We start from the raw sequence: 21,861 nt of genomic DNA on the forward strand, positions 1-21,861 counted from the left end.
AGGTAGTATTGCCGCCAGGCCTTCCGTTTATTTTAGGCGTGTTTGCTGCTCATTACAAACGTGATCGTACCGCCCTGCATGATCTCCTCATGCGTAATGTAAAGGCGGTCCAGCGGCTTGCCGTTCAGCAGTACTTTCTGCACGTACACATTCTTGTCGCTTTGGTTTTTTACTTCCACGGTAAAGGTGTTACCGTTTTCCAGGGTGAGCACCGCGCCGTCCACGGCAGGGCTGCCCAGGGAATACTGGTCGCTGCCGGGAGCTACCGGGTAGAAGCCCAGGGTGCTGAAAATATACCATGCGCTCATTTGCCCGCAGTCATCGTTGCCACCCAGGCCATCGGGGCGGGGCGCATACATTTTCTTTAAGATCATGCGGATGCGCTCCTGCGTTTTCCACGGGTATCCGGCCCAGTTATACAGGTAGGCCACGTGATGGGAGGGCTCGTTGCCATGCACGTAGTTGCCAATGATGCCATCGCGGGTAATGTCCTCTGTTTCTTCAAAGAACTTATCCGGCAGGTGCATGGTGAACAAAGAATCCAGGTGCTGGGTGAAGCGTTTCTTACCGCCCATCATCTCAATGAGGCCAGCAGGATCGTGCGGTACGTAGAGGCTGAAGTTCCAGGTGTTGCCTTCAATGAAGCCCTGGCCGTCTGTTTTCAGCAGGTCAAAGTCCTTGCGGAAAGAGCCATCTGCCATGCGGGGGCGCATGTAACCAATGCTGGCGTCCCATACATTTTTATAATTCCGGGAGCGCTTCATGTAGGTTTCATACACATCATTGCGGCCCAGTTTTTTGGCCATTTGAGCAATGGCCCAGTCATCATATGCATATTCCAGCGTGGTGGATACAGACACACCATTGCGTTCTGCGGCAATGTAGCCGTGGTCTATGTAATCCCCAATGCCTTCATAGTTACGGTGGTTGCTGGTGGCAATGGCGGCATCCAGGGCACGGTTGGCATCAAACGGGGTGTTGCCTTTCACTACGGCATCGGCCAGTACGGCCACGGCGTGGTAACCGCTCATGCACCAGTTGTCATTGGCATAATGGCTCCATACCGGCAGCATGTGCAGTACGCTCTGGTCATAGTGGGCCAGCATGCTCTGTACCATATCAGCATTGCGTTTGGGCTGAATGAGGTTGAAGAACGGGTGCAGGGCGCGGTAGGTATCCCACAGGGAGAAAGTGGTATAGTTGGTAAAGCCGTCTGCTTTATGGATCTCCTGGTCCAGGCCTTTGTAGCGGCCATCCACATCCATGTACACAGTAGGGTTGATGAAGGCGTGGTACATGGCGGTGTAGAAGTTTTGTTTTTCTTCCACGCTGTTGCTGGCAATGGTGATCTTGCGCAGTTCCTTTTCCCACAGGGCCTGGCCTTCGGCCTTCACCTGGTCAAAGTCCCAGCCCGGGGTCTCGGTGCGCAGGTTGTTCAGCGCGCCTTCCTGGCTTACGGGGGAGAGGGCAAATTTTATTTTGATCTTTTCCCCATCATTGGTGGCAAAGTCAAAGTGGGCACGCAGCTGGGTGCCGGCCATGTCGGGGAAGTTATTGCGCTGGTCAAATTTGCCCCAGAAACCATGGTACACTTCGCGCTTGGAGTAATTGGCGCTGCCGTAGGATTTGAACGGTTTGGAAAAGGTCATGGCAAAGTACACGGTGCGGGTACGCGCCCAGCCATTGGTCTGGCGGTAGCCGGTTACCAGTGTATCATTCACCACGCGCACCACCGTCCATACGTTCTTGTCCGGGTAGTTATAAATGCCGCTCATCAGGTCCAGGATAATGTGGGCATCATCTGCCTTGGGAAAGGTGTACTGGTGGAAGCCCACGCGGGTAGTGGCGGTCAGTTCTGCGGTGATATTGTTATCGTCCAGTTTTACTTTGTAGTAATCTGCTTCTGCTACTTCACTGGCGTGGGAGTAAGCAGAGCGGAAGCCGCTGGCGGGATTGTCTGCCGTGCCGGGGTTCAGCTGCAACGCGCCGGTGGTGGGCATAATGAGGAAGTCGCCCAGGTCACTGTGGCCGGTGCCGCTGAAGTGTGTGTGACTGAAACCTACGATGGTCTTGTCATCGTATTGGTAGCCGGCGCAGTACTTATATACATCCCCGTTGTAATGCCCGTTCATTTCATACGGGATGGTGTCTGTGTCCGGGCTGAGTTGTACACTGCCAAAGGGAACGGTGGCGCCGGGGAAGGTGTGGCCCATTTTCTGGGTGCCGATAATGGGTTTCACATAAGGTACCAGTGACTCACCTTTTTGCTGGGCCATAAGGCCGAGTGGCAGGCAACAGTACAACAGGAAAGCAGTTTTACGCATGTAGTTGTAGTGATTTTGTTGGTTTTGTTTTTTTAGTCTGGTGGCGGGATTCACGGAGTTGATCGCCGGAAAGGTAAATTTAAATCGATTTAGCAAAACTATTGAATACAATTTTAACAAAAATGAAGCAGGTTTTCAGGTATTGCTGTTAATAGGCGTGTTGCGCCGCGACTAGGCTCCCACCCCATATCCCCCCAAACGCATATCCCTTCCACATCCCGGTCCTCAACCCACTAAAACGGCGTACCTTTGCCGTTCAGCACTTCATATAAATTTAACACACATGATACAGGTAGGCAGATTTAACCGCCTCAGTGTAAAGAAAACCGCGGATTTTGGCCTCTACCTGGACGGGTTTGGCGAAGTGGAAATATTACTCCCGAAACGCTTTGTTCCCGAGGGATTAAAGGTGGGAGATCCCGTAGATGTATTCATTTACCACGATTCAGAGAATCGCCTCATTGCCACTACCCAAAAGCCTTACGGCGTGGTAGGGGATATTGTAAGACTGAAGGCGGTAGCCGCCACAAAGCAGGGGGCTTTCCTGGACTGGGGCCTGATGAAGGACCTGTTTGTCCCGCTTTCCCAGCAGGTGAGCAAGATGGTGGCCGGCGGGGAATACCTGGTGCGCATTTACATTGACGAGCAGACCGGCCGCGTGGCGGCTACGGAGAAGCTGTTTCCCGCATTGAGCAATGATAACCTCACGGTGCAGGAAAAAGACGAGGTGGACCTGCAGGTGTACCGCCGCTCGGAACTGGGCTACGTGGTGATCATCAACAATGTGCACAGTGGCCTGTTACATTACAGCGATGTATTCCGGGAGCTGGAGCCGGGCGATAAGCTGAAAGGCTTTATCAAAGCCATTAAGGAAGGCAATAAAATAGACGTGGGCGTGGGCAAGGCCGGATATGCCAAGGTGGAAGATGAGAGCAGCCATATTATGGCGCTGCTGGACGAGCACAACGGCTACCTGCCTTATAATGATAAGAGCGACCCGGAGGCGATCCGCGACTTCTTTGGGATGAGTAAAAAGACCTTTAAGATGACCACAGGCGCCCTCTACAAACAGCAGAAAATAGAATTTACCCAGACCGGGATCAAAAAAATTGAAGACTAAATTGAACGGCGGGTGGGCCCAAAAGGCCTGCCCGCTTGCATTTCAAGGCATATAGAGCGGGATGATGCGCCATATAAAGGAAAAACATAGTATAATTCCGGACGGGCGACTACCTTTGTACCCGGATTTTTTAAATGGAGAGCACAAAACGTATATTTAACCATATTGACGTATTTTCCCCGAAATGGCATAACCATTGCGGCAAAATGCCTGCTCATGTGATTAACTTGTACAAACGGAACTATCTTTTGTAATAGGGACCGGAAATTAATATTTCCGCGGGCTGGTTCCCGCTTTAATTTTTAATTTTATAACTTCTATAAGCGATCAATTTTATGGCAAACAGACTATTTGATTTTGGCATGATCGGGCTGGGAGTGATGGGACGGAACTTGCTGCTGAACATGGCCGATCATGGATTCCCCGTGTTGGGATTCGACCGAGATGCGGCTAAGACCCAGGCGCTCGAAACCTCCGCCACGGCTGGCACTACGGTGAAGGGAACAGGTTCGCTGGAAGAACTGGTGCAGGGCCTCGCACGTCCGCGCCGCATTATGATGCTGGTACCTGCCGGTAAGCCGGTAGACGATGTGATCGACTCCCTCATGCCCCTGCTGGATGAAGGGGATGTGATCATTGACGGGGGTAACTCACACTACACAGATACCCTGCGCCGTGTGAAATATGTTAAGTCCAAAGGATTTCACTTCATGGGTATGGGTGTATCCGGCGGCGAAAAGGGCGCCCGTTTTGGCCCCAGCATTATGCCTGGTGGCGACGTGCAAGCCTACAACAACGTAAAACCCATGCTGGAAGCCGTTTCTGCCAAAGTGAACGGTAGCCCCTGCGTAGATTATATGGGCCATGATGCAGCCGGTCACTATGTGAAAATGGTGCACAACGGTATTGAATACGGCATCATGCAGCTCATCAGCGAAAGCTATTCCCTGCTGCAACACGCAGGCCTCACCAACGCCCAGCTGCACGACGTGTTTGCAAAATGGGACGATGGCGACATGCACTCTTTCCTGATCGAGATCACCCGCGATATTTTCCTGAAAAAAGATGATAAGACCGGCAAAGACCTGGTAGACCTGATCTCAGATAAGGCGGGCTCCAAAGGCACCGGTAAATGGACCTCCCAGGACGCCCTGGACCTGCCCGTGCCCATCACGGTGATAGATACAGCGGTGGCCCTGCGCAACATCTCTTCTTTCAAGGAAGACCGCGTAGAGATCGCGAAGATCTACCCCGGTGTGGAAAAGATCAACGTTGCCCAGGAAGCTATGGTGGAGCAGGTACATGACGCCCTGTACTTTGCTACCCTGATCAGCTACATCCAGGGCCTGGCCATGCTGCAATCCGCATCTGCTGCCCTGAATATGGAAATTCCCCTGCAGAACGTGGTACGCATCTGGAGAGGTGGTTGTATCATCCGTTCCGGCCTGCTGGAAACCTTCTACCAGGTGTACGTGAAAAACCCCAACCTGAGCAACCTGCTGCTGGATGAAACTATTGCAGGCCTGATCAAATCCAAACTGGCCAATACCCGCACCATCGTGGCAGAAGCCGCGAAAGCCGGTATCCCCGTAGCCGCTATTGCATCCGCCCTGAGCTACTTCGATGCTTACCGCACCGAACGCCTGCCCACTAACCTGGTGCAAGCCCAGCGCGATTACTTTGGCGCACACACTTACCAGCGCATTGATATGGAAGGCACTTTCCACACAGAATGGCAATAATAAAGGACTGACAAGAGATCATATCAAACCTTGAATATGGAACAACACAAACGTCCTGCTTCCACCGTACTCTTTATCTTCGGTGGCAGTGGAGACCTGAACCTCCGGAAACTTACACCTGCCTTATACAATCTTTTCCTGGACCAGTGGATGCCGGAAAAATTCCAGATCGCAGGCCTGGGCCGGAGCCCGTATAACGATGAAACCTTCCACGAACGCCTGCTGGACGGTATCAGCAAGTTTTCCCGCCGCAAAGATGTGGATAAGGCTAAATTCGATGAATTTATCAGCCACGTACAATACCTCACCCTCGATGCTGAACAGGAAGCCGACTTCCAGAAAATTACCAACCTGGTAAAGGCAAAGGGTGCAGAATGGGGAGAAGAGCCCAATGTGGTATTTTACCTGGCCGTGGCGCCCCAGCTGGTGCCGGACATCGCCACCAAACTGGGTAAGCTCACCCTCACCAAGGAAAAATCCAATACCCGCATCGTAGTAGAAAAACCCTTTGGGCACGACCTGAAAAGCGCGCATGAACTGAATGCGCTGCTGGCCAGCATGTTTACCGAAGAGCAGATCTACCGCATAGACCACTACCTGGGTAAGGAAACCGTGCAGAACATCCTGGCGCTGCGCTTTGCCAATGCCATGTTTGAACCGGTTTGGAACCGCACCTACATTGAAAGCGTGCAGATCACCGCGGCAGAAACCGTGGGCCTGGAAGGACGCGCCGGTTACTACGACCAGAGCGGCGCCCTGCGCGACATGGTACAGAACCACATCCTGCAGCTGCTTTGCATGGTGGCTATGGAAGCCCCGGTATCGTTTGATGCCAATGAAGTAAGAAACAAAAAGGTAGATGTGCTCAATGCCATCCGCCCCATCACCAAGGAAACCGTAGACCAGGTGGCCGTGCGCGGCCAGTATGGCCCCGGCGTGATCAAGGGCAAGGACGTAGTAGGCTACCGCCAGGAAAAAGGCGTGGCCGAAAATTCCACGACCAACACCTTTGCCGCGGTGAAATTCTATATTGACAACTGGCGCTGGCAGGGGGTTCCCTTCTACGTGCGCACCGGCAAATACCTGAAACAGAAGTCTACCAATATCGTGATCACCTTCCGCGAGGCACCGCGCTTTGCCTTTCCCCCGGAAAGCACCCGCTCCTGGCGTTCTAACCAACTGACCATCAGCATTCAGCCGGAAATGGATATCCGTATCCGCTTCCAGAGCAAACGCCCCGGTCAGACCATGACGCTGGACCCGGTAAGCATGACCTTCAACTACGATGAAGCCTACGGCCGCGACGATGCGCCTGAAGCATACGAAACCCTGCTGCTGGACGTCATGGAAGGCGATGCCACCCTGTTTATGCGTGCAGACCAGGTAGAAGCTGCATGGAAAGTGGTAATGCCCATCCAGGAACACTGGGAGCAAACCACCCCGGACTTCCCGAACTATGCGCCGGACACCTGGGGCCCCGAGGCTGCAGACAAGCTGATCACCAGCGATGGCCATGCCTGGACCAACCTGACAACCGCCAAGGGATAACCTTCAAATAACAATTTCCAACTTCAAGTAATTTCCAATAAACAATTTCCAAACGCCTGGCGTTTGATTTGGGTATTGGAAATTATTTTTTAGGCCCGCGGCCAATGGATGGAATTGATTAATTTTTTGGAAATTGAACCAGGAATTATTTACCGGTTAGTCCATCTTTAACCGGAAATTATTCTGCTGCTGGCGCGAAATTTTTCGCATGCTGCTTGCCCCGGCCGATCGCGGACCTTGAAGCCGCCATTGCAGGACAGGCCCCGGGAAGATCCAATGTCAGCAAGGAAAAAACTGGAAACCGTTCATTTGAAATTCTCCGCTAATGGAATTACATATCGCAAAAGATCCGGCCCAACTGAGTGAAAACCTGGCCGCATGGATCAGTAACTACATCCTGGAAGTGCTGCAGGACCAGCCCCGTTTTTCTTTCGTGCTCTCCGGTGGCAGCACGCCCAAGGCCCTGTACCTGCTGCTGGCCAAGGCGCCCTACAACACGATCATCCCCTGGGAAAGAATTGACTTCTTCTGGGGCGACGAGCGTGCCGTGCCTTTTGAAGACAGCCGTAACAACGCGCTGATGGCCTACAACACCCTGCTGGACCATGTGCCCGTAAAACCGGAACAGATCTTTGTAATGAAAACCGACATTGATCCCGTGGAAAGTGCCGCCCAGTATGAGAAACAACTGGAGCATTATTTCCGCGGCCAGTCCAGGACCTTTGACCTGGTGCTGCTGGGCATGGGCGATGACGGGCACACCCTGTCCCTGTTCCCCGGCACGGAAGTAGTGCATGAGCAGAACAAATGGGTCACTGCCTTCTGGCTGCCCGCGCAGGATATGTACCGCATTACCCTCACCGCTCCCGTGGTGAACAAGGCGGCCTGTATTGTGTTCATGGCCACCGGCGACGCCAAGGCCCTCACGCTGAAGAACGTGATTGAAGGCGAGTTCAACCCGGACGTTTATCCCTCCCAGCAGATCCGTCCCAAAGGCGGGGAACTGCACTGGTTTGTGGATGAAGCCGCGGCTTCCGCCATGGATTAAGGACTTTTTACAATGCCATAAGCGAACGCCTTCCACGAACTGCTTCCGGGGAAGGCGTTCGCATTTTTAGTGCCGCATAAACGCCTTACCTTCGTGCGGCGGCCTGCACAAAGCTGGCAGGTTACTTGCATTTATTCCATCACCTGCATCCGCCACAGGCGCCACTTTAAATACTGTCTGCATGAAAAGCGTCTTGTACATCATCACCGGCATATGCCTGCTGGCCGCCTGCGCCCGCAACCCTTACCGCGCCAGCAATAGATCGTATCAGCAACAGGTGAAGGCCCTGGCCAGAACGCTGCGCGCCACACCCGCTCCGATCCCGGCAGACTCCGTGCCGGCGGCCGATTCCTGGGTGGGCACCGTGAATTTTAACCTGCGTAAGCCCAACTTCGTGATCATTCACCACACGGCGCAAAATGCCTGTGATAAAACGTTGCAAACCTTTACCACCGTGGCTTCCCAGGTAAGCGCCCATTACGTGATCTGTAAAGATGGTACTATCCATCATATGCTCAATGACTACCTGCGCGCCTGGCACGCCGGCGCTGCCAAGTGGGGCAACGTGAGCGATGTAAACTCCTGCTCCATTGGCATAGAGCTGGACAACAACGGGGCGGAGCCCTTTACCGCACCCCAGCTCCATGGCCTGCTGGTGCTGCTGGACACGCTGAAACACAAATACAACATCCCTACCAGTAACTTTATCGGGCACGGTGATATAGCCCCCGGCCGCAAGGTGGACCCCAGTGCCTACTTTCCGTGGGACCGCCTGGCCGCAAAGGGTTTTGGCCAGTGGTATGGCGATACCAGCCGCGTGACCATCCCGCAAAATTTCAATACGCTGCAGGCCCTGCGCCTGATAGGATATGATGTGAAAGACAGCACCACCGCGCTGCTGGCCTTTAAGCGCCATTTTATACCCCAGGACAGTACACGCACACTGGACAGTGCCGGCATGAAGATCCTGGTGGATGTTTCGGGGCGTTATTGAATTTTCAGATTTCCTTTCAATCTTTATACATATCGATCATACATACCGACAAAGCGATAATTTTTGCTTTATTAGCCGTTTCCGTAGCCATGAAGAAGATCCTGATACTTTTTGCACACCCGGTGTATGAGCGCTCCCGCGCCCAGAAAGCGCTGGCCGCCGCTGCCCAGCAGGTGCAGGGCGTTACCTTCCGCGACCTGTATGAACGCTATCCTGATTTTGATGTGGATGTGCCCAAAGAACAGCAGCTGTTGCAGGTGCACGACATCATCATTATGCAGCACCCGGTGTACTGGTACAGCATGCCTGCGCTCATGAAGCAATGGATAGACCTGGTGCTCACCCACGGCTGGGCCTACGGGCATACCGGCCGTGCACTGGAGGGCAAGCAACTGCTGCAGGTACTTTCTGCGGGCACGCAGGAGCATAGTTATGCGCCGGGAGCGTTGCATGGCCGCACCCTGCGGGAATTCCTGTACCCGGTGGAACAAACGGTGAAGCTATGCCACATGCAATACCTGCCACCGTTCGTAGTGCATGGCGTGAACCGCCAGCAACCCGCAGACCTGCAGGCCGCCGGTGAGCAATACAAAAAAGCGCTGACCCTCCTGCAGCAACAAAAGCTGCCGGCCTGGGAAAAAGCGCATTACCTGAATGACATTTTGTAAGACTTTTTAAGCTTCACTTATGCAGCAACATACCATATTTTTCCAGGCCATGGTTTTCCTGGCGGCAGCCGTGGTCTGTGTGCCGCTGGCCAAGCGCATTGGCATGGGCTCCGTGCTGGGCTACCTCCTGGCCGGCATTATCATCGGGCCATCCGTATTTAACATGATCGGTACAGAAAGGCACGCCATCATGGAGTTTGCGGAGTTTGGCGTGGTGATGATGCTGTTCCTCGTGGGCCTGGAGCTGGAGCCCAAGCTGCTCTGGAAGCTGCGCGCTTCCGTGCTGGGGCTGGGCAGCCTGCAGGTGGTAGTGAGCGCCCTGGTGCTCAGCGCAGCGGCCTTCCTGCTAGGGCTGGATGCCCGCGTGGCGGCCATGGTGGGCATGACCTTGTGCCTGTCTTCCACCGCTATTGTGCTGCAATCGCTCAAAGAAAAAGGACTGCTGGATACCAGCGGGGGGCACAATTCATTTGCCGTGCTCCTGTTCCAGGACATTGCTGTGATCCCCATGATGGCCATTTTCCCGTTGCTGGCGCCCCGTGCCGCGCCGGGTGAGCATGGGGGCGGGGAAGCTACCGCCTGGCTGTCTAAAATGCCGGGCTGGGAGCAGTCGCTCATAGCGCTGGGCGGTGTAATGGGCATTATCATAGCCGGCTATCTCTTTGTAAGGCCCCTGCTCAATATCGTGGCCCGTACGGGCATCCGCGAATTATTTACCGCCACCGCTTTGCTGCTGGTGATCTCTGTAACGGTGCTGATGACCATGGTGGGCCTGAGCCCTGCGCTGGGCGCCTTCCTGGGCGGTGTGGTGCTGGCCAACAGTGAATACCGGCATGAACTGCAGGCAGACATAGAGCCTTTCAAAGGGCTGCTGCTGGGCCTCTTTTTCATGGCGGTAGGCGCTTCCATCGATTTTAAACTGGTGGCCACCAAACCCTGGATCATACTGGGGTTGGTACTAGGCATCATGGTGGTGAAAACCGGGGTGCTGCTCGTGCTGGGCCGGTTCTTTAAATTGAGTTTCCGGCAAAATCTACTCTTCGCACTTTCCCTCTGCCAGGTGGGTGAATTTTCCTTTGTGCTTATTTCCTTTATCCGCACCACGTACGTGCTGGAACCGGCCATCACGAACCTTATTACCGTGGTGGTGGCCGTGAGCATGGTGTTCACACCCCTGGTGCTCATGGTGTATGAAAAGTGGCTGGGGCCCATGGTCTCTGACGGCGATGATGTAACGGAAAGAAGGGAATCTGATGTGATCAATGAACATTCTGATGTGATCATTTGCGGCTTTGGCCGTTTTGGCAACCTGGCCGGGCGTTTTATCCGGGCCAATGGCATCAGCGCCACCATCCTGGACCTGGACAGTGACCGGGTGGATACGCTGCGCAAGCTGGGCATGAAAGTATATTACGGGGATGGTACCCGCCATGACATGCTATTGGCCGCAGGCGCAGAAACAGCCAAGGTGATCATCCTGGCCCTGGATACAGCGGAAAAAAATATGGACGCGGTAAAGGTGGTGAAGAAACACTTCCCCCACCTGCGCATGTTTGTGCGGGCCGTGGGCAACCTCGATTCCTATGAGCTGATGGATGCCGGTGTACTGCACATCTACCGTGAAACAGCCGATACTTCCCTGCGCCTGGGGGCCGATGTGCTGGTGGCATTAGGCCACCGGGCCTACCACACGCAGCGGGCCGCCCGCCTCTTCCTGCGCCATGACGACCGCCTGCTGAAAGAGCTTAGCTCCATCCATGATGACTCTAACCAGTTTGAGCACACCATGCGCGAGCGCATTGCAGACCTGCAGCAGATGATGGAATCTGACAAGCGGAACATGCTGCGCGAGGATATAGGCTGGGACACCGCTTCCTTGAAGGGAGATGCCGATATTCAATAAAAGGGATGGCCCTGGAACAAATGCACCAGCGCGCATCACCTGATTTAGGCAGCACATCCTTGTTTAGTAAAACAGGCGGGCTGGCGGCCTGCTTTACGTAATTTTAGTACCGCGTAAAGCGCCAGAACGCCCCACCCGGGCCATTATTGGTTTTTTTCATAATTTGATAAATTCTAATTTTATGGCAAAACATTAGCATTTTACCTGTGGGTGCTGTAATTTTCTGCCGCTTTGGAGGATTTTTAGTCCGGAGATTAAACTAGATCAATTATGGAGGTGCCCGTTAACAACACATTGCAGCAGTTCAGGAACCTGGTAGGCGTAAAGTTCCAGTTGTACAACAGCCTTTTTACCGCATTGCCTTTTCATAAGATTGAGAAGACAGGTGTGCTGTTGTCATTATTCCTGTTACACTGCGAAGAAGGATTTGGCCGGAATGACAGCCCGATGAATATTATTGACACCTTCCTGAAGCAATACACCGCTTATGCCACCGAACAGGAGCAACTGGACCTGCTGTTCCGTTTTGTGCAATACACGGAACGCCAGGTGGTACTTTTTGATGCGCTGGAAGATGCCGCCTTTAAGCATATCCAGGATGTGAACGGAACGGGCTCTCTCAAGCATTTGCAATCTGAAGTGATCCGCACCCATACCGAGGAAGCCCTGGCCCAGAAGCTGCAGGACTTTAACGTGCGCCTGGTGCTCACCGCGCATCCCACCCAGTTTTACCCGGGCGAGGTGCTGGGCATTATCAACGACCTGTCAAAAGCTTTACAACAGGACAATACCGCATTGGTAAATACCTACCTGCAGCAGTTGGGTAAAACGCCTTTCCTGAAAAAGGAAAAGCCTACGCCTTATGACGAGGCCCTCAGCCTGCTCTGGTTCCTGGAAAATGTTTTTTATCAGTCCGCCGCCCGCATCATCAATTTTCTCAAGTCGCAGTTCCCCGGTGTGATCAATGCCCTGAATCCCTTGATCCGCATGGGTTTCTGGCCTGGTGGAGACCGTGACGGCAACCCGTTTGTTAAGGCAGATACCACGCTGCAGGTGGCAGATGCGCTGCGGGGGGGCATCATTAAATGCTACTACCTGGATGTGCGCCGCCTGAAACGCCGCCTTACCTTCAAGGGGGTGGAAAATTTACTGTCTGCACTGGAAGTGAAGTTGTTCAATAACCTGTTCATCCCCGGCCAGCGCACGCACTTATCCAAACAGGAAATACTGGGTACCCTGCACCAGGTGCGGGAGATCATCCTGTCCCAGCACAATGGCCTGTTTGTGCACCTGGTAGATTCCCTGATCAGCAAAGTGGAGCTGTTTGGTCTCTATTTCGCATCGCTGGATGTGCGCCAGGACAGCTCTGTACATACCAAAACACTGGAATCCATCGCCGCCAAAGGCGATGTGCTGCCTAAAAATTATAAAGACCTCTCCCCGGATGATAAGATCAAAGCGTTGCTCAACACCAACAAAACGGTGGACCCGCGCTCCCTGGAAAATGACCTGCAGCGGGACACGCTGCTGTCTATGCAGGCTATCAAAACCATCCAGCACAACAATGGCGAGGCCGGCTGCCACCGCTACATTATCAGTCACAGCACCAACGTGATGAGCGTGATGGAAGTGTATGGCCTGCTGCGTATGAGTGGCTGGCGCAATGAGGCGCTTACGGTAGACATTGTGCCCCTGTTTGAGACCATCGATGACCTGCGCAACGCCGCTGATGTGATGACGGCTCTTTATGAAAATGAAACGTACCGCCGCCACATACAGCAGCGCGGTAACACGCAGACCATCATGCTGGGCTTCTCGGACGGTACCAAGGATGGTGGCTACCTGATGGCTAACTGGAGCATCTACAAAGCCAAAGAAGAACTCACCCGGATCTCCCGCAAATATGAAGTGAACGTGGTGTTCTTTGATGGCAGGGGAGGCCCTCCCGGCCGCGGTGGTGGCAAAACCCACCAGTTCTACGCCAGCATGGGCGCGGATGTAGCCAATAAAGAAATTCAACTGACCATACAAGGGCAAACAGTAAGCTCCAACTTTGGCACCATTGACACGGCCCAGTTCAATATGGAGCAACTGCTGCATGCCGGCATAGCCAACGAACTGTTTGCCGCCCATAAAGTGACGCTGAAGGCTGAAGAAGAAAGCCTGCTGCAAACCCTGGCGGATGAAAGCTACAAATCGTTCAATGAGCTGAAAACGCACCCGCAGTTCCTCGATTACCTGCAGCGGGTAAGCCCCCTGCGCTACTATGCGGAGGCTAACATTGGCAGCCGCCCGTCCAAGCGCAGTAACGCGTCAAAACTGAACCTGGACGACCTGCGCGCTGTGCCCTACGTGGGCGCCTGGAGCCAGTTGAAACAGAATGTGCCCGGCTATCACGGCGTAGGCACAGCGCTGAAGAAGCTGCACGATGCCGGCCGCTGGAATGAAATAGCGGCGCTCTACGAACAGTCCCTGTTTTTCCGCACCCTGCTGGATAACAGTGAAATGGCGATGAAGAAAAGCTACTTCCCGCTCACTGCCTACCTGGCCGGCCATCCGGACTTTGGGGACGTATGGAAAGTGATGCATGAAGAATTTGAGCTCACTAAAAAATATGTGCTCAAGCTCTCCGGCGGTACAGACCTCATGGTGGCCAGCCCGGTGGATCAGTTGTCCATCCAGATGCGGGAACGCGTGGTATTGCCGCTGAACACCATCCAGCAATACGCCCTGAACCGCATCCGGGAAATAGATGAGCACAAGGCCTCCACCGCGAAGAAGGAAGTGCTGGAAAAACTGGTAGTAAGGTGTTCTTTCGGGATCATCAACGCAGGCCGGAATTCAGCGTAAGGCAATAATGAGCTTCAACATCAACCTGGGTTTTAAAACGAAGGGACGATAATAAGTAATAATAAAAAAGGGCTGTCTCAAACTTCGAGACAGCCCTTTTTTATTTCAGGTACCTGATGGAGAAAATTTTCATACAGGCGATTTTCATAGCCTTCATTTTACTTATGAGATTTCCCCTTTGTTTTTTTATTCCTGCGCCTGTCACGCGGCGGGCCTTCCCTGGCACCGGAGATTGTTTTTTGGGAATTTCCTGAAGTTGCAAACTATTCCGGTTGCTTCGGGGGATCAAAATGCTGTACCAGGTGCATACCTACTTCGTGTAGCAATCCCTCCGGCAAGGTCTGGTGCGGATCTTTTGCAATGGCTCTCAGGTAGCCTTCTTCATCCGCCTCGTAGCGTACTTCCACGCCGGATACGGTCATGTTAAATGCAGTGGTATAGCCGGATAGCTGCGGCGTTACTGTAATGATGTGTGGAGTGCCCTCGTATTCAAATTTCAGCAGAAAAGGATCCATGATACTAAACGGTGTTTGTATAAAAGTAAGACAAACCACGTGCCGCTACGCGGTAGCGTGGGATTGCGCCCTGAATTCCTTGGGCCCCATGCCTTTGTGTTTGTGAAAGAATTTATTGAAATGACTGAGGTCTGTAAAGCCCATTTCGTAGCAGATCTCTTTGATGGAAAGCGTGCTGTGGCGCAGGCGGTTCTCAATGAGGCTCAGCTTATACCGGCTCACATAATCCCGCAGGGTTACTTTTAGCTGCTCCCGGAAATACACGCCCAGGTAGTTTTTGGAATAGCCAAACCGGGTGGCAAGGTGCTCTATCTGCAGTTTGTCTGCCGTGTAAATATGCTGGTGGATGTAATGCAGCAGCTGGGTGATCTTGTCATCCGGCAGCTGTTCCGGCAGGTAGGGCAGGGGATGGGCTATGTTGCGGCGCACGACGGAGATCACGGCCTGTATGAGGAAGAAAATGGTCTCGTTGGCAGCGTTTTTGGAAGCCTGCCATTCCTGTGCAATAAGGCGCATGAGCTGGTCCAGCAGGGAGGCGTCGCCCTGGCAGGAGAGCAGCTGGCCGGGGTGTTGGGAGGCATGCAGCACCAGGTCATCCATCGCCTGGTTCCATTTACTTTGCAGGTGGATGTCGCCCACGCCCTGGAGATAGATATTGTTGAACTTCAGGAAAGTAAACCTGGTAGGGGATTTCAGGGTAAAGGAGTGAAAGTCGGAAGGGCCCAGCAGGAAGAGTTGTTGCGGGCCAAAGTTATAGGTGTTGTTATTCAGTTGGTGCTGGCCTTCCCCGCTGTGTACAAAGATGATCTCAAAGTGGTTGTGGTTATGTACCGGATGTTCCCATTCCGTAACTTCAAAATGCGATATCTTTAGGTACTCGTGTTGGATATAGCGTTTCATCCCCCTAAAATTACCAATTAATACCAGGAAAATACCAACCGGCGCCAGGCTCTCCACGTAGTTTTGTGCGCAATTACTAAAAAATACACCCATCATGAAGATCATCATTGTAGGTGCCACGGGCACCCTTGGCAAGAAAGTAACGGAGTCCCTGAAGCCCTATGGCCACGAGCTGATCAGGGTAGGCTCCAAAAGCGGCGATCTGCAGGTAGACATCACCGATCCTGCTTCTATCGAAAAACTGTTTGCGCAGACCGGCCGTTTCGATGCGCTGGTGAGCGTAGCTGGTGCGGGCCACTTCGGGCCGCTGCAGTCCATGACCATCGAGGATTTTAAGGTGGGTGTCGCCAGCAAGCTACTGGGCCAGGTAGGCCTGGTGCTCTTGGGGCAGCATCACATTCATCCAAAAGGTTCTTTCACGCTCACTTCCGGCATCCTGTCTGAAGACCCGGTGCGGGGTGGTGTTAACTTATCTACGGTGAATGGCGCGGTGAACAGTTTTGCCATTGCCGCTGCCACAGAACTGCAGAACGATGTGCGCATCAACGCGGTGAGCCCCGGCGTAGTAGAAGACTCCCCCGGCTTCCATGCGACCTTTCCCGGCCATATCCCTGTAACGATGGACCGCGTGGTGGCTGCCTACCTGAAAAGCATACTGGGCGCGGGTAGCGGCCAGGTGATAAAAGTGTTCTAAGCGGCGGAAAATAATCCGTAATATTGTTTTGTAACTACCTGCGGGCCGTTTCACACCACGGCGGTCCGTGGGATCGTGTATCAAAACAAGCCCAAGCCAATGACCATAGCTATCGTCTCCGGGAGTACCCGAACCGGCAGACTTTCCCATAACGTATCGCTGGTGCTGGCTGCCAGGTTGCAGCTACTCACCGGCCAGGTACCGGTAATGATAGATCTTGCCGAGTATAAGATCCCCCTCTTTGAAGAAGTGCTGCAACGCCAGGCGGAGCCCTGCCCGGACCTGCAAAAAGTATCTACCCTGCTGAGGGAAGCAGACGCCATGATCTTCGTATCGCCGGAATACAATGGCAGTTATACACCTGCCCTGAAGAATATCGTAGACTCACTGGGTAAGCGTGAGTTTGCCCGCAAGGTGATCGGGGTGGTAAGTGTAAGTTCCGGTATACTGGGCGGCCTGCGGGGCGCGCTGTCCATGCAGCAGCTGGTGCTGGCCGTGTGGGGCATTGCCCTGCCGCAAATGCTCCTGGTACCCGTGGTGCAGGATAAGGTGAACCACAAGGCAGAATTTACCGATGAAAGCTTTGAAACCAAAGCGACTGATTTTCTCAAAGAATTTATCTGGCTCTCCAGCGCCGTACACGCTAAAAAGCTGTTGGGAGAGGCCCTCTGATAGCAAGTATTTACATGCCGTCCCGGCCCGCCCGGGACGGCTTTTTTTATTGTAGCATTTACCTCCGCATTCCACGCAAAAACAGGTATCTTGATCCCACAACCTTAATGTTTCTTATGTTTCGCCACGGACTATTACTAACAACCCTGCTGGCCGCGGCCGGCAGCGGAGCTGCACAGGCTACCCCGCCCATAGACGCCTCCCGCCTGCAAGTGCGCTGGGAGGTAGTGGAAAACCACCACGCCGGCCAGGACCAGGTACTGTCTGCCATTACCCTGATCAATAAAAGCAAACAAGCCTTGCCCGCCAGCGGGTGGCAGTTGTATTTCAACTTTGACCGGCCCATCCTGCCCGGCTCCGCTACCGCACATACCGTTGCGGAACATGTGAATGGAGATGCCTATAAACTGAAGCCAGATGCGGGTTTCCAGCCGGTAGCTCCCGGCGATTCCGTGCGTATGGAGTTCCTGGCCGGCGCCTGGTCTATCAACTTTACAGATGCACCTACCGGCTTCTTCATCGTGTGGGACGAGGAACCTGCAAAAGGGTATACGATCAAAGACTTTGGCATCCGGCCCTCTACATTGCCCAGGCAGTTATTGAGTGGCCCCAATGATAAAACCGGCGTGCTCACGCCAGCCATGGTGTACCAGCAGAATGCCGGTATCAAAGACATTCCCGCGGAGCAGTTACCCAAGATCTTCCCCACGCCCGCGCATTACACGGAAAATAACGGCAGCTTCATATTGGACGCCACCACCGGCATTACTACGGACGCGGCTTTCAATGAAACTGCAAAGGCCCTGGCTGCAGAACTGGCAGGCCTGCTGGGCAAGGCACCTGTTATCAATGGCAATGCTGCCAAAACAATATCCCTGCGCAAAAATGACCTGCCGCATGAAGCCTATAACCTGGAGGTGACCAGCAGTGGTGTAACCATCAGCGCCGGGGATGACGCAGGTGTCTTTTACGGCATTCAATCCCTGAAAAGCCTCATGCCTGCTGCGTCCTGGAAGGGCGTGCAGCAGCGCATCGCACTGCAGAACGTGAGCGTAAGCGATACGCCCCGCTTTGCTTACCGTGGTTTTATGCTGGATGTGGCCCGCAACTTTCACAGCAAGGCAGAAGTGGAACGTGTGCTGGATGTAATGGCGCTGTACAAGCTCAATGTATTCCATTTCCACCTCACCGATGACGAAGGCTGGAGGCTGGAAATACCCGGCCTGCCGGAGCTCACCGAGATTGGTGGAAGACGTGGTTATGCCCCTGATCCTACCGATGCGCAGATGCTGGTACCATCTTACGGCTCCGGCCCTGATGTGGTGAACGAAGCCGGTAGCGGTTATTTTACACGCAAGGATTTTATTGAAATATTGCAATACGCAAAGGCCCGCCACATCCGCGTGCTACCGGAAATTGAAACCCCTGGCCATGCCCGCGCAGCGGTATACTCCATGACCCAGCGGTATAGAAAACTGCTGGCAAAGGATGACATAGCCGGTGCCCATCAATACCTGCTGGCAGACCCGGACGATAGATCCGTTTACCATTCCGTACAATACTGGAATGACAACGTGATCAACGTGGCCATGCCTTCTGCTTATACGTTTATCGGAAAAGTAGTGGACGAACTGAAGGCCATGTACCAGGATGCCGGCGCAACACTTACTGCTGTACACATGGGGGGTGATGAGGTGCCGGCCGGTGTGTGGGAAAAATCGCCCGCGTGCCAGGCACTTATGCAAAAAGAAGGCTTGAAAAATGTACAGGACCTCTGGTATTATTTCTATGGCCACGTGAATGAAGTGCTTCACCAGCGCGGCTTGCAGCTATATGGATGGGAAGAAGTAGGCATGCGCAAAACCCATCAACAGGATGGACAGGACATCAACATACCTAATCCTGATTTTGTGAACAGTAAAATGCACCTGCTGGTGTGGAACAACGTGGTAGGCAACGGGGCGGAAGACCTGGCGTACCGCCTGGCCAATGCCGGCTACAAGGTTGTACTGGGCGGGGTGGCTAACCTGTATTTTGATATGGCCTACGCCAAAACCTTTGCAGAACCGGGCTATTACTGGGGTGGTTATGTAGATGTGGACAAACCATTTTACTACATCCCGTTCGACTATTACAAGAACACGAAAGTAGATGCGCGCAATAACCCGGTGGCTCCCGGCACGTTTACAGGCAAGGATGGCCTCACGGCTTACGGGGCGTCTAATATTGAAGGGCTGGAAGGCCTGCTGTGGAGCGAAACCATTACCAATGACAAGCGCCTGGAATATATGCTGCTACCCAAGTTGCTGGCGCTGGCAGAGCGTAGCTGGGCGCCTAATCCTGCCTGGGCCACGGAGCGGGATACAGCACGTAGTGAGGCTATGTATGCGGAGGCCTGGTCTGTATTTACCAATGTGCTGGGCAAGCGGGAACTGCCGCGCCTGGATGTGTATAACAAGGGTTATAACTATCGCGTACCGCCGGTGGGTGTGATCACAGAAAACGGGCAAACCCGTGCCAATGTGCAGTTCCCGGGCATGCAGATCCGGTACACTACTAATGGCAGTACGCCTACGGCAAAGAGTGCTTTGTATACCGCACCGCTGCCGGCTAATGGGGAATTGCAGTTCAGGGCGTTTAGCAGCAATGGCCGTACGGAGTTGGAGAACGCGCCGTTGAAGATCCTGCCGGCGCCGGCGCAGGTGAGCATGCCGGCGGTGAAGCAGTAAGAGAAAGCCCTGCCAGGGCAGCGATGGCAGTTGCGGAATGTTTTTCATAACGCGGAAACATCAACAAGAAAAAAGGAGCAGGCGGCGTAAGGCCGTTTGCTCCTTTTTCGTTGGGAATTATATCGTAGAAGCCAGCGCCATTTTGTTTCGTGGTCCTTTCATGGGAAAAGTAACAATTTATTAATTATACGCGGTCCTATATCTTACATAATTTGCAACTATTAGATAGCGCCAGTAACCCCCTATTAGTTAGCTTAACTTAACTCTTTTTTGCCTCATTTTTAAACTTTAAGAGATGAATTTATCCAAACTCTTTTCGCTGTTAGCCTTGTTTGTTGTTGGAGCTTTTTGCTCCGCTGGTGCGCAGATCATCACTCCCAAGGGCGAGGGAGGTTATTATTTTAACTATGGAGAAACTCCATTACATGACCCTTTACAAATTGTAACTGATGAGAATTCATATACAATTGTAACTGTTCCCGGTACAGCAGATGCGGCTATGCATCCAGAATATTATGTTGTCACTGTAGGTGTAGGATTTCCTACAACCGTACCCCTGAATTTAACAAGCATGGTCACTCATAACGAAAATGATGACACAATTGTAGAGTATACAGGTACCTGTGGTAGCTCATTTGTTTATATCCTTCTACGCCGATATCATGCTACGCTGGACGTGAGTCTTCAAATAGAATTCAGTCAGGAACCTGGGCATCCAGGAAATTAGTTTTTATTGCTTCTACAAGGAGCAATGAGATATACCGGCGCTATCTAATATTCGGGGAACCAAACTGGTGAGCCAGGATGTATCTAAGCAAGAAAAAAGGAGCAGGCGGCGTAAGGCCGTTTGCTCCTTTTTCAATTTTATACCTGGCAAAACAACCTAAGAACGTTGTATGTTGTAAGTGCCCACTTCCACACCATCATCGCGCAGCATGGAAAGGTCCAGGGAGTGACCATTTGCGTTCACCCTGATCAGCGTTCGGTTGCCTTCCTTGGGGCCGCCGCCAATGATGATGGGATAGTGATGTTCATCTGTAGGCGGCCATACACCGTATTTGTGCGTGTGCCCGCAGATCATGAGGTCTACCTTGCCTTTGTTGAACAAAGGATTGAACAATTCACGGCAATGCAGGGTGCCGTGGGCATCGCCGGAGTTAAAAGGCGGGATGTGCATGAGCACCACGCGGTATTTTGCCTTGCGGAAGGCAGGCGTGTTGATCTCCTGCTCCAACCACCGGGCCTGTTCTATGCGGTAATTGTCAAACGCAACGAGGCCGCTGTATTCCACATGGTCATCCAGTTTGTCTTCCCCCGTATCCAGTACCACAAAGTGCACGGGGCCTTGTGTGAAGGAAAAATAATAACGGTCACCGGGACAGGCGAAGTACCCTGCATGCTGGCGCGCAAATTTGCCACGGGTTTCATGATTGCCACGTGTATAAAAGAACGGTTGCTGCGAAGCAAATGTTTGCGTGAGGGGCGTGAGCAGGTGGTCAATGATCTGCTGTTCGTCTGTCTGGAAGTCGAACATATCACCATTGAGAAAAACAAAATCCTGCGGGGCATTGTTATTCAGTGCCAGCAGGGGGGCAAAGGATGCAGGCCGGTCGTGGATGTCGTTCAGCATCAGCCAGGACACGCTTTGTGCCTTATCATCAAAGGTTTTGAAAGTATAAGTTTCACTGGTGATGGTGGCCCCATACTGCAGCTTGTAGGGATGAAAATCCGTGATCTCTTTGGAGCATACACGGTACTGGTAAGTGGTATTGGGTTGCAGGTTTACCAGGTCTATGCGGTGCACGTGATCATTGGCATCAATGAGGCCTGCCGTTTCGTGGTGGGTGTGCTGGTCCAGTTGCCCATTGGTGCCATACTCTACCCAACTGTAACAATTGCGGCTGGTGATCCACATGATGCTCACGCTGCGCGGCGTCATGCGCTGCAGGTAAGGCGGCGTAATAAAGCGGTAGGTATCATCCGCTGTGGTGTGTGTACCACGCGCGCGGGCCATGGCTTTCTCCACCGGCCACAGGCTGGCCAGCCCAGCCAGGGCCACGTTCCCCAGGAACTTGCGGCGGCTGTTGTTATTGTTCATCGGTGTTTGCATCAGGTTTCACGTTTAATGTTGGTATCGTACAGCGGTTCAAATTG

16 protein-coding genes are annotated in these 21,861 nt (G+C 53.1%); 12 read left to right on the plus strand and 4 right to left on the minus strand.

Features of this window, described 5'->3' with window-relative positions:
- Positions 1–32: 32 nt before the first annotated feature.
- Positions 33–2,324, minus strand: a complete 2,292-nt coding sequence (locus tag DCC81_RS10355) for a GH92 family glycosyl hydrolase (protein ID WP_108688206.1) — start codon at positions 2,322–2,324, stop codon at positions 33–35.
- 283 nt (positions 2,325–2,607) lie between these two features.
- Between DCC81_RS10355 and DCC81_RS10360 the strand changes: the two genes are divergently transcribed.
- From DCC81_RS10360 to DCC81_RS10395, 8 genes are all read left to right on the plus strand, one after another.
- Positions 2,608–3,444, plus strand: a complete 837-nt coding sequence (locus DCC81_RS10360; protein ID WP_108686575.1) for a CvfB family protein — start codon at positions 2,608–2,610, stop codon at positions 3,442–3,444.
- 335 nt (positions 3,445–3,779) lie between these two features.
- The gene (gene gndA, locus DCC81_RS10365; protein ID WP_108686576.1) at positions 3,780–5,186 is read left to right on the plus strand and encodes an NADP-dependent phosphogluconate dehydrogenase; all 1,407 of its coding nucleotides are present in this window, start codon (positions 3,780–3,782) and stop codon (positions 5,184–5,186) included.
- A gap of 36 nt (positions 5,187–5,222) precedes the next feature.
- Positions 5,223–6,734, plus strand: a complete 1,512-nt coding sequence (gene zwf / locus DCC81_RS10370) for a glucose-6-phosphate dehydrogenase (protein ID WP_108686577.1) — start codon at positions 5,223–5,225, stop codon at positions 6,732–6,734.
- A gap of 325 nt (positions 6,735–7,059) precedes the next feature.
- On the plus strand, positions 7,060–7,782 hold the full coding sequence (gene pgl / locus DCC81_RS10375) for a 6-phosphogluconolactonase (protein ID WP_108686578.1): 723 nt from the start codon (positions 7,060–7,062) through the stop codon (positions 7,780–7,782).
- 181 nt (positions 7,783–7,963) lie between these two features.
- Positions 7,964–8,776, plus strand: coding sequence for an N-acetylmuramoyl-L-alanine amidase (locus DCC81_RS10380; RefSeq protein ID WP_108686579.1), 813 nt, complete (start codon positions 7,964–7,966; stop codon positions 8,774–8,776).
- Positions 8,777–8,865: 89 nt separating this feature from the next.
- A complete protein-coding gene (gene kefF, locus DCC81_RS10385) occupies positions 8,866–9,444 on the plus strand; it encodes a glutathione-regulated potassium-efflux system oxidoreductase KefF (RefSeq protein WP_108686580.1) in 579 nt (192 codons plus the stop codon).
- Between the two features lie 19 nt (positions 9,445–9,463).
- Complete coding sequence (locus DCC81_RS10390; RefSeq protein ID WP_108686581.1) at positions 9,464–11,347, plus strand: monovalent cation:proton antiporter-2 (CPA2) family protein; 1,884 nt, start codon at positions 9,464–9,466, stop codon at positions 11,345–11,347.
- A gap of 270 nt (positions 11,348–11,617) precedes the next feature.
- Complete coding sequence (locus tag DCC81_RS10395) at positions 11,618–14,197, plus strand: phosphoenolpyruvate carboxylase (RefSeq protein ID WP_108686582.1); 2,580 nt, start codon at positions 11,618–11,620, stop codon at positions 14,195–14,197.
- 263 nt (positions 14,198–14,460) lie between these two features.
- Here the strand turns inward: DCC81_RS10395 and DCC81_RS10400 are convergent, their stop codons facing one another.
- Entirely contained in the window at positions 14,461–14,712 is a 252-nt protein-coding gene (locus DCC81_RS10400) for a hypothetical protein (protein WP_108686583.1), read from the minus strand.
- A 45-nt stretch (positions 14,713–14,757) separates the two neighbouring features.
- Positions 14,758–15,612, minus strand: coding sequence for an AraC family transcriptional regulator (locus DCC81_RS10405; RefSeq protein WP_108686584.1), 855 nt, complete (start codon positions 15,610–15,612; stop codon positions 14,758–14,760).
- 94 nt (positions 15,613–15,706) lie between these two features.
- Between DCC81_RS10405 and DCC81_RS10410 the strand changes: the two genes are divergently transcribed.
- From DCC81_RS10410 to DCC81_RS10425, 4 genes are all read left to right on the plus strand, one after another.
- The gene (locus DCC81_RS10410; protein WP_108686585.1) at positions 15,707–16,306 is read left to right on the plus strand and encodes a short chain dehydrogenase; all 600 of its coding nucleotides are present in this window, start codon (positions 15,707–15,709) and stop codon (positions 16,304–16,306) included.
- 99 nt (positions 16,307–16,405) lie between these two features.
- Positions 16,406–16,978: an NADPH-dependent FMN reductase gene (locus tag DCC81_RS10415; RefSeq protein WP_133177628.1), complete on the plus strand. Its 573-nt coding sequence runs from the start codon at positions 16,406–16,408 to the stop codon at positions 16,976–16,978.
- Positions 16,979–17,094: 116 nt separating this feature from the next.
- Positions 17,095–19,707, plus strand: a complete 2,613-nt coding sequence (locus DCC81_RS10420) for a family 20 glycosylhydrolase (protein ID WP_165806542.1) — start codon at positions 17,095–17,097, stop codon at positions 19,705–19,707.
- A 295-nt stretch (positions 19,708–20,002) separates the two neighbouring features.
- The gene (locus DCC81_RS10425) at positions 20,003–20,434 is read left to right on the plus strand and encodes a hypothetical protein (RefSeq protein ID WP_108686588.1); all 432 of its coding nucleotides are present in this window, start codon (positions 20,003–20,005) and stop codon (positions 20,432–20,434) included.
- Between the two features lie 156 nt (positions 20,435–20,590).
- On the opposite strand, the gene DCC81_RS10430 is transcribed toward DCC81_RS10425, so the two are convergent.
- A complete protein-coding gene (locus DCC81_RS10430; RefSeq protein WP_240612957.1) occupies positions 20,591–21,817 on the minus strand; it encodes a metallophosphoesterase in 1,227 nt (408 codons plus the stop codon).
- Between the last annotated feature and the right edge of the window lie 44 nt (positions 21,818–21,861).

Source organism: Chitinophaga parva (genome assembly GCF_003071345.1).
GTDB classification, from domain to species: Bacteria; Bacteroidota; Bacteroidia; order Chitinophagales; family Chitinophagaceae; genus Chitinophaga; species Chitinophaga parva.

Bases quoted from the DNA above. Each gene is read 5' to 3' on its own strand.
- DCC81_RS10355 (WP_108688206.1), bottom strand. From the start codon at position 2,324: ATGCGTAAAACTGCTTTCCTGTTGTACTGTTGCCTGCCACTCGGCCTT.
- DCC81_RS10360 (WP_108686575.1), top strand. From the start codon at position 2,608: ATGATACAGGTAGGCAGATTTAACCGCCTCAGTGTAAAGAAAACCGCG.
- gndA (WP_108686576.1), top strand. From the start codon at position 3,780: ATGGCAAACAGACTATTTGATTTTGGCATGATCGGGCTGGGAGTGATG.
- zwf (WP_108686577.1), top strand. From the start codon at position 5,223: ATGGAACAACACAAACGTCCTGCTTCCACCGTACTCTTTATCTTCGGT.
- pgl (WP_108686578.1), top strand. From the start codon at position 7,060: ATGGAATTACATATCGCAAAAGATCCGGCCCAACTGAGTGAAAACCTG.
- DCC81_RS10380 (WP_108686579.1), top strand. From the start codon at position 7,964: ATGAAAAGCGTCTTGTACATCATCACCGGCATATGCCTGCTGGCCGCC.
- kefF (WP_108686580.1), top strand. From the start codon at position 8,866: ATGAAGAAGATCCTGATACTTTTTGCACACCCGGTGTATGAGCGCTCC.
- DCC81_RS10390 (WP_108686581.1), top strand. From the start codon at position 9,464: ATGCAGCAACATACCATATTTTTCCAGGCCATGGTTTTCCTGGCGGCA.
- DCC81_RS10395 (WP_108686582.1), top strand. From the start codon at position 11,618: ATGGAGGTGCCCGTTAACAACACATTGCAGCAGTTCAGGAACCTGGTA.
- DCC81_RS10400 (WP_108686583.1), bottom strand. From the start codon at position 14,712: ATGGATCCTTTTCTGCTGAAATTTGAATACGAGGGCACTCCACACATC.
- DCC81_RS10405 (WP_108686584.1), bottom strand. From the start codon at position 15,612: ATGAAACGCTATATCCAACACGAGTACCTAAAGATATCGCATTTTGAA.
- DCC81_RS10410 (WP_108686585.1), top strand. From the start codon at position 15,707: ATGAAGATCATCATTGTAGGTGCCACGGGCACCCTTGGCAAGAAAGTA.
- DCC81_RS10415 (WP_133177628.1), top strand. From the start codon at position 16,406: ATGACCATAGCTATCGTCTCCGGGAGTACCCGAACCGGCAGACTTTCC.
- DCC81_RS10420 (WP_165806542.1), top strand. From the start codon at position 17,095: ATGTTTCGCCACGGACTATTACTAACAACCCTGCTGGCCGCGGCCGGC.
- DCC81_RS10425 (WP_108686588.1), top strand. From the start codon at position 20,003: ATGAATTTATCCAAACTCTTTTCGCTGTTAGCCTTGTTTGTTGTTGGA.
- DCC81_RS10430 (WP_240612957.1), bottom strand. From the start codon at position 21,817: ATGCAAACACCGATGAACAATAACAACAGCCGCCGCAAGTTCCTGGGG.